Below are 9233 nucleotides of genomic sequence, written 5' to 3'. Positions count from 1 at the left end.
CTTTCGCCTCGAAACCTCTTTTTTAACATTTTTATCCTTGTTATATTATACTATTATTCAACCATTTATATACCCTTTCTATACCAATCGTCCAAGATTCGTATAAGCTTCCTATAAGCTCTCTATAAGCTAACCATACCTTTCTCATAGCCTTTTTTCATCAAAAACCCTCCCTCCCCTCTTCCGAACTCCTCCGTTTCCTTCCGAATTCTCCAACCTATCCGATTTGTCCGACAAGTCTCACCTATCAATAAACAATTTTTATCACTACTCATTTACTAATTTTCTAATTCTCTCATTTTCTCATTTCTGGTATTATTAGCATTTCTGGTATTATTGGCATTATTATTATTTTCTTATTTTTCCTTATATATTTTACACCGTAATAAAAAATAATTAAAAAGTTACGAAAATATTTGCTTTATATTCCTTTTTATTAATATATTTGCACCATTAAATAACCAATAAAAAGTTTTGGAAGTATGAAACGAAAAATCTTCTTATTGCTAATAGCTCTATGGAGTACTACCTCTCTGCTATGGGCACAAAACAAACAAATTTCCGGTACTGTTACCGATGAGAAAGGCACTCCTCTTCCCGGAGTGAGTGTGCAAATCAAATCAACTACCCGTGGGGTAGCTACTGATTTTGATGGTAAATATAGCATTGAAGCCTCTCCAGGCAACGTGCTATTGTTCAGTTCTATGGGCTATGCCTCCCAAGAAAAAACCGTTGGTAAGGGGGGGGGTAATAGCTTGATTATCAACGTACAACTGAAAGAAGATACCCAAGAATTGGGTGAAGTAGTAGTAGTGGGCTATGGTACCCAAAAGAAAGAAAACCTTACGGGAGCTGTAGCAGCAGTTTCGGCTGAAACACTTACCAAACGTCCAGTAGCTAATACAGCTACAATGCTGCAAGGGCAAGTACCTGGGTTACGCATTGTGCAAGGTTCAGGGCAACCTGGTGCCGAGTCGGCTTCAATACGTGTGCGTGGACAAGGTACTTATAGCTCCGCTGGCTCCGACCCCTTGGTACTTATCGATGGAGTTCCTGGTTCTTTGGCAAACATCAATCCTAATGACATCGAAAACATTTCAGTGCTCAAAGATGCTGCTTCAGCTTCTATCTATGGGGCAAGAGCTGCTAATGGGGTAATTTTAGTCACTACTAAATTAGGTAACGACGGGCATTTCAAAATCTCTTATCAAAACAACTTTGCTATTCATACCCCTACACGTATGCTCAAATTGGTTACCAATTCAGCTGAATATATGCGCTTGTTCAACGAAGCTAAAACCAATTCGGGTATTACTGATGGGCATTACACTCCCGAAATGATAGCTGCCTATGAGAATGCTACCGATCGCATTCAATATCCAAACTTCGATTGGATAGACTATATGTTCAACCCTGCTTTTGTGCAAAACCACAATCTTACGCTCAGTGGGGGTGCTAAAGGAACTCTCTACAATATTGCTCTAGGTTATGTAGACCAGCCAGGGGTGTTACGAGGCTTTAAGTATGACCGACTTAACTTCCGTAGCAATATAAAATCCGAAATTAAACCGTGGGCTACTGTAGGTGTAAACGTAGCTTTGGATAGAGGTAAAACTGAACGTCCTCGCCAAGGTCACGTAGATACTTTCCTTTCTACTATAGCACAAGCTCCTACTTATAGACCTTTTACTCCTGATGGCAAATATGTTTCTAAGGCTTACGACTTCGAACAAGCCAACAAGAATATGCCTGCCATTATCGATAGTGGAGCACTTCGCAACACTACCGAATACAACTTATCGGGTCAGTTGTGGGACGATATTACTTTGACAAAAGGCTTGAATTGGTATTCCAAATTAGCCGTTACTTATTCCGATGAATCCTATAAAGACTGGCGCCCTGTGGTACCTGTTTACAATTATCACACAGGGGCTGTAACAGGCGACCTCGATGTAGGAGGTAAAGGTTTAATTTCTAACAACGCTAAAAACTTTTATACCAACTTCTTTACCTATCTAAAATACACTAAAACTTTTGCAGAAAAACATACCATAGGCTTACAAGCAGGGTATAGCCAAGAGTACAATAATTATCAGACCTTACAAGGTCATAGACGTGACTATATAGCTAATAACTTACACGAACTTGATGCGGGTACTACCGCCATTCAAACCAATAATGGTAATACAATAGAATGGGCTTTACAATCTTTTTTCGGAAGATTTAATTACAATTATAAAGAACGTTATTTGCTTGAAGCTAATGTACGCTATGATGGTACTTCACGTATTGCTAAAGCTAACCGTTGGGGTTGGTTCCCTTCTTTCTCAGCAGGCTGGCGCATTTCCGAAGAAAGCCTTATCAAAGACACTCCTGCTATGCAATGGCTTACCAACTTAAAAATACGCGGTTCTTACGGTCTATTGGGCAACCAAAATATAGGCAACTACCCTTATCAATCATTGCTCAACTACACAGGAGCTTATCCGTTTGATAACACTACCCTTTCTCCAGGAGTAGCACAAACAAGTTATGCAAATAACGATATCAAATGGGAGTCTACTTCCGTTACCGATATAGGAGTTGATATCACTCTATTTAAGCGTATTTCTATTGTGTATGACTGGTATAAAAAGCACACTTTTGATATACTCCGTAGCGCACAAGTAACAGGAGCATTAGGATTAAATGCTCCTACTATTAATAGTGGCGAAATGGATAATTATGGACACGAACTGTCAGTGCAATATAATCATTCTATCAATAAAGGTCGTTTAGAAGGGTTGAGCTATGGGGCTGGTTTCTATGTTGATATTTCACGTAACAAGTTAGTAAATTTTGGAGCGCGTGAAATTGACGGTTATAACCTTCGCGAAGATGGTTTGCCTTATAACTCCTTCTATATGCTCGAGATGATAGGCATTTTCCAAAACCAAGCCGAAATTGATAACTCTCCCAAACAATTCAACGACCCCGTACGTCCTGGTGATTTTAAATATCGCGATGTAAATGGCGATGGCAAAATTGATAACGATGACCGTACTGTAGTAGATGGTCGTTTCCCTAAATACGAATATTCATTCAATGCACATTTAGAGTATAAAGGTATCGATTTCTCTATCCTCTTTCAAGGGGTAGAAGGTCGCAAAATCTATACTACGGGGTGGGGCTTAGACCCATTTCGTCAAGGTACAGCTCCTACTTTAGACTATGTGAACAACCGTTGGCGTGGCGAAGGTACTTCTAACAGCTATCCACGTATGTACTTTAATCAAGTAGGCGACGAACATAACCGCCGCTTTAACACTTGGTATTTGCAAGATGCCTCTTACTTACGCTTGAAAAATATCACCGTTGGGTTCTCTTTCCCCGAAGATATCATTTCTAAAGTAGGTCTAACCAAACTCAGAGTGTATTTCGCAGGTGATAATCTATGGACTCTTACTGACTATAAAGGATTAGACCCCGAACGTGCTGGCGACGGACTCTTTGTCCAATACCCACAAAATAAAATCATTTCAATGGGGTTAAATGTAGAATTTTAATTTTGAAAAGATATGAAAAAAATACTGACACTTTTCGTTACAGTGTTGTTATTAACGGCTTGTAACAAAGATTTCTTAGATCTTAATCCAAACGACAGACCTTCTTCTGGTACGTTTTGGAAAACTGAAAGTGACTATAAAATGGCACTCACCGCTTGTTATGGTGCTATGCAACACCCTCACTTTGCGCAAGGTCTTCCTACGTGGGATAACCTTACCGATAATGCTTACGGACAACATAATGAAGGCCAATACGGTATGACCATTGGGCTATCGCAAGGTAATGTTTATGCCAATTCCGAAGGTTTTGTTAGCAATGTATACACTTATGGTCTCAAAGCTGTAATGCGTGCAAATATCTTCTTGAGAAACTTAGAAGTTTTCTCTGGTATCGATGCCAATACTAAAAAGAGAAATGAAGCCGAAGCTCGTATGATACGCGCTTTCTTCTATTCTTATCTCTACCGCTGTTATGGCGATGTACCTGTTATAAACGAGGTATTAGATTTAAATACCCAGTTCAAAGCCAAAAGTCCTGCTACTGAGGTGTATAACTTCATAATGCAAGACCTCGATTTTGCTATTGCTAACTTGCCTTCTCAACCTTATAGCGTTGAAAAAGGACGTTGGACGAGCAACGCTGCTAAAGCCTTCAAAGCACGATTGATTTTGTATACCGCCTATGACGACAGTGGTAATGCCATTGCTACCAAAATGCAAGAAGCAAAAACAGTGTTAGCCTCTATTTCAGGTTATTCATTGGCACCTAATTTCTCCGATAACTTTTTCGATTTAAAACAAGAAAGTTGCCCTGAGATAATGATGTCAGTCAAATACCTTGCTCCTAATAACTATACTTATGCCGATTTGTGGTATGGCGACTGGATAGTAGTTTCGCCTTTGGCTAACTTTATGAATGAGTTTGAAAATGCCGATGGCTCTACCGCTACCGCTGTAGCACAAACTAACGGTAAAGTAGATATTACAGCCTTTACCAATACCTCAATGGCAACTCGCGACCCACGTATGGCAAAGACGATCTTTGTAGATAAGTTTTTGCACCGTGGCGTTTACGTAACTCCCAGCAATGCACGTGCTACCAATATAGGCTTAGCAAAATTCTTGTCTCCTAACTTAGATGCCCCTTATCAATACTCTACCCAAAGCCAACAAGACTGGGTGCTAATGCGTTACGCCGATGTACTCCTAATGAAAGCAGAAGTAGAAAACGAACTTTCAGGAGCCTCTGCCGAAGTGTATAACTATATAAACCAAGTACGCACAAGAGCAGGAATGCCTAATCTACCAGCAGGTCTTTCTAAAGAGAATATGAGAACCCGCATTCGCCACGAACGTCGGGTGGAATTGGCTTTTGAAGGCGAGCGCTATTTCGATCTTAAACGTTGGAAAATTGCCCCTCAAGTGCTCAACAATGTTACTGACGGTATCGTAGCACGTAAGTTTGAATCCAAACACTATCTATGGCCTCTACCTCAATCAGAAATTGATAAAAACAGAGGTATTTTAGTTCAAAATCCTAATTATTAACTTGTAGGGGCGAATTGCAATTCGCCCCTACAAAACAAACCTTTTTTAAACAGCCTCTTAACTTATTATCTATTGAAAACAATGAAAACTCTTTCCATTGCCCTATGCACCGCATTGCTATGCTTAGCATCGTGCAAAACAGCCGTTACTACCCCTGCTACACCCGCTCAAATGGAAGTAGGTAGCCATAAACATATCGTCCTTAACAAGGATACCTATCATTTTTATCTCAACCAAACTACCGATAAAGAACTCTACATCTCCAACCACGACCAAACCAATCCCAAAAAAGTAGGACTTTATCTCGAAAACTTAAACAATGTAGTGATTGACGGCAGTAACAGCGAATGGCTCTTTCACGGCACTATCTTGCCTATCGTAATGAAAAACTGTACCAATATCACTCTTAAAAACTTTTCGATAGACTTTGCAACCCCTCATTTGCGTCAGTTGCACATTACCGAAGTAGATGCAAAAAATAACACCGTAAAAGCCCAACTCTACCCCGAAGGAAACTATAAAATCAAGGACGGGAAACTCTTCTTCACTGGCGAAGATTATGAAGAAACTCCCTTTGGAGGTATGATATTCAGAGCTGACAAACGTTTGGCTTATAAGCGAGCTGACGTAAATTTTAACCCTACTAAAATTACCGAAATAGCCCCTAATGAGTTCCGCATCGAAGGCATAGGTGCTAAACCTTATTTGGAAAAAGGAGAGCGTTTTGTATTGCGCACCTACACACGTCCTACACCTGCCATTTTCGTTACTGAAAGCAAAAACGTGAAGTTAGAAAATATAACTGTGCATAACACCCAAGGTATGGGACTCTTAGCCCAACTCACCGAAAATATAACCCTCAACCGCTTTCGCGTAGCTTTAAAAGAAGGCACCGAACGCTATTTCACTACTCAAGCCGATGCAACTCACTTTTCAGCTTGCAAAGGACTCATACGCTCTGAAAACGGAGTCTATGAAGGTATGGCTGATGATGCTATTAACGTACACGGCACTTACCTAAAAGTAATAGCTCGTGAAGACAATCACACTATCAAAGCGCAGTATATGCACCCCCAATCGTGGGGATTCCTCTGGGGCAATGTAGGTGATAAAGTGCAGTTCATTGCCTCCAAGACAATGGACGTTATCGGTGATAAAACCTATCGCATTCAAACTATTAAAGCCGTTGATAAACCTACCGAAGTAGGTGCTAAGATATTTAAAATCACTTTTGATGAAATACTACCTACCGAAGTAAACCCCGATACACCTTGTGGGGTAGAAAACCTTACTTGGACACCTGAGGTGATTTTCAAAAACAATATAGTGCGTAACAATCGGGCTCGTGGAGCACTGTTTAGCACTCCTAAAAAGGTTGTCTGTGTCAATAACACCTTCGACCATACTCACGGCACTGCTATCTTACTCTGTGGCGATTGTAATGGCTGGTATGAAACAGGTGCTTGCCACAATGTTATCATCAAAAACAACCACTTCATCAATGCACTTACCGCTAATTATCAATTTACGAACGCTATCATTTCCATCTATCCCGAAATCCCCAACTTAGAAGCACAACAAAAGTATTTCCATTCTAATATTACTATTGAAAACAATGTGTTTGAAACTTTTGATGAGCCTATTCTCTATGCCAAATCAGTAGAGAATCTCATTTACCGCAATAATAAAATTATCAAAAATCAAGAGTTCAAACCTTTTCATTGGAATAAAGAACGTTTTAAGTTAGAACGCACTAAGAATGTAAAGATTGATTAATGCACCCTAATAGAATATTACCAAAGCCTCTTTTGCATCGCTACAGTTCCCCCTCTTTAAGGGGAGAGAGGGAGGCTTTTATACTTTTATAATCATTCATTTTCTTATATTATGTCTAAACTATTTTACATCTTACTATTTTTAGCCTTACCACTTTCCGCACAAATCAATGTGGTACCACAGCCTAATCAGATAACTTATCATAAGGGTACTTGCCCGATAAGTACCAAAATTAGCTATATACAGGATAAGTTCATCAATAATACCGAAGGCTATCAGCTTATCATCAAACCTAACCAAATTATCATCAAGTTTGCTACCGAAGCAGGAAAGTTCTATGCCGAACAAACCTTCTACCAACTTGTTTTTGGGGCAGAGGTAACACACAAAAAATCTTTGCCTTGTCTTACCATTACCGATGCGCCTCGTTTTGCTTATCGCGCCTTAATGATTGACCCCGCTCGGCATTACTGGAAGATAGACGATATTAAAAAATACATTGATGTAATGGCTCATTACAAGTTCAATTACTTACATTTGCACCTCACCGACGACCAAGGGTGGCGTATAGAAATCAAGAAATATCCTAAACTCACCGAAATAGGGAGCAAACGTTCCGATTTCGAAGGTTCTAAACGCAATAACGAAGGCTTTTATACCCAAGAGCAAATAAAAGATCTCGTACTATACGCTCTTCAGCGCAACGTACAGTTAGTGCCTGAGTTCGATGTACCAGGTCATAGCGATGCTGCCATAGCTGCTTATCCTTTCCTCAGTTGCAACGATACCCTCATTGGGGTACGCACTACCGCAGGTGTTTCTAAGAATTTGTTGTGTGTAGGCAAAGAAGAAGTCTTTACTTTCATCGATGATGTCATTACCGAATTATCAACTATTTTCCCCTCCCCTTATTTTCATATCGGGGGTGATGAAGCCCCTATGGACAAGTGGCTTGAGCACTCCCCTACTCTCAAACTCAAACAAAGCCTTCACACTACCAATAACCAACAACTGATGAGTGAGTTCTTTAAAAGGGTAAATCAATCATTAGAGAAAAACCACAAGCGTCCTCTTATTTGGTTAGAGTTAGAAGTCCCCTCCTATCCCAAAAATAGTGTGATGTATCTATGGCGAATGCGTACTACTCCGCAAGTATTGGAGCGCGCTAAAAAAGATAATTTCAAACTGATTTGTTCCCCCGGTGAATACGCCTACTTCGATTATCCACAAGCCAAAAACGATTTGCCTAATGTAGATTGGATGCCTACCCTCACCCTACAACGCATATATGAATTTAATCCCGCCTTTTCGCTCACAGCCGAAGAAGAAAAGCAATATATTTTAGGAGTTGAAGCTACTTTGTGGGGCGAAAGTGTGAAAGATGTATTCCGCGCTTTTTATATGACCTATCCTCGTGCTTTAGCTTTATCCGAAGCAGGGTGGACAGAGATGCCTAAGCGTGATTGGCAACAATTCACCCAAAAGTTAGACCTCCAATTGCAATATTTGCTACACAAAGGCATTAATTATCGTCCCCCAGTAGAATTGCATCAGTAACCATCTATTAGTAAATGTCAGTTCGATATATATAATACTGATATACAGCTGTATTTACATTGTAATTTGTAAAATCCAGCAACGCAGTTGCCAATCCGTACCCATCACATTTGTCAATTATCAATTGTCAATTGGGCTATCCGTGCAATCCGTGTAATCTGTACGAGACTTTCAGGCAGCTTGTTGCTTTTCTCTTTGATTTGTAAAGATTTATAGTTTTTTTTGTAGCGTAAGCTACATTTTTCTTACCTCAATATATAATATTATTTTTAAATTGCCTGTCACACTACGACAACCTAGCTCCTCTGACCTTCTCCTAAAACTCCTACGAACCTCCTGCCAGTGTACCTCTCACTTTTCCGTCATTATATTCCCCTTTGAAGGTAGCCCAGCCACAGCGGAGTATGTGCCTTGCAAGAGCGAAGTAGGTGTAAGGGGGGAGGTTTCCTCCGCTTTTCCGTCACACTCCCTCCTAGTGCCTATGGCCTAAGGCCTAGTGCCTATTCCTCTTTCTTTCGTCTCGAAACCCTGTTTTTAACATTTTTAGCACTGTTTTATCATATTATGAATCAATTATTTATATACCTTTTCTATACCAATCGTCCAAGATTCGTATAAGCCTTCCTATAAGCTCTCTATAAGCTAACCCCACCCTCATTACACCCTTTTCTCACCAAAAACCCTCCCTCCCCTATTCCGAATTTCTCCGTTTCCTTCCGAAAGCTCAGCTGTATCACTTTTAGGGGTACACACTTTGCCAAAGTTTGCCTGTGTGGCTCGCACCTTTGGCAAAGTTAATTATCAGTA

At 40.2% G+C, this 9233-nt stretch carries 4 protein-coding genes; all 4 read left to right on the top strand.

Features of this window, described 5'->3' with window-relative positions; all coding sequences use genetic code 11:
• The first annotated feature begins 482 nt into the window (after positions 1-482).
• The 4 genes from HMPREF9072_RS03990 (at position 483) to HMPREF9072_RS03975 (ending at position 8426) form a co-directional block, all read left to right on the top strand.
• Complete coding sequence (locus HMPREF9072_RS03990) at positions 483-3545, top strand: TonB-dependent receptor (RefSeq protein ID WP_009410650.1); 3063 nt, start codon at positions 483-485, stop codon at positions 3543-3545.
• Between the two features lie 12 nt (positions 3546-3557).
• Positions 3558-5093, top strand: coding sequence for a RagB/SusD family nutrient uptake outer membrane protein (locus tag HMPREF9072_RS03985; RefSeq protein ID WP_009410649.1), 1536 nt, complete (start codon positions 3558-3560; stop codon positions 5091-5093).
• Between the two features lie 81 nt (positions 5094-5174).
• Positions 5175-6869 (top strand): right-handed parallel beta-helix repeat-containing protein, encoded by a 1695-nt coding sequence (locus HMPREF9072_RS03980; protein ID WP_009410648.1) that lies wholly within the window; start codon positions 5175-5177, stop codon positions 6867-6869.
• A gap of 111 nt (positions 6870-6980) precedes the next feature.
• Positions 6981-8426, top strand: a complete 1446-nt coding sequence (locus HMPREF9072_RS03975; RefSeq protein ID WP_009410647.1) for a beta-N-acetylhexosaminidase — start codon at positions 6981-6983, stop codon at positions 8424-8426.
• Positions 8427-9233: the final 807 nt, after the last annotated feature.

It is taken from the genome of Capnocytophaga sp. oral taxon 324 str. F0483 (assembly GCF_000318315.2).
Classification (GTDB): domain Bacteria; phylum Bacteroidota; class Bacteroidia; order Flavobacteriales; family Flavobacteriaceae; genus Capnocytophaga; species Capnocytophaga ochracea.
This window is presented reverse-complemented; position numbering and strand designations above follow the sequence as displayed.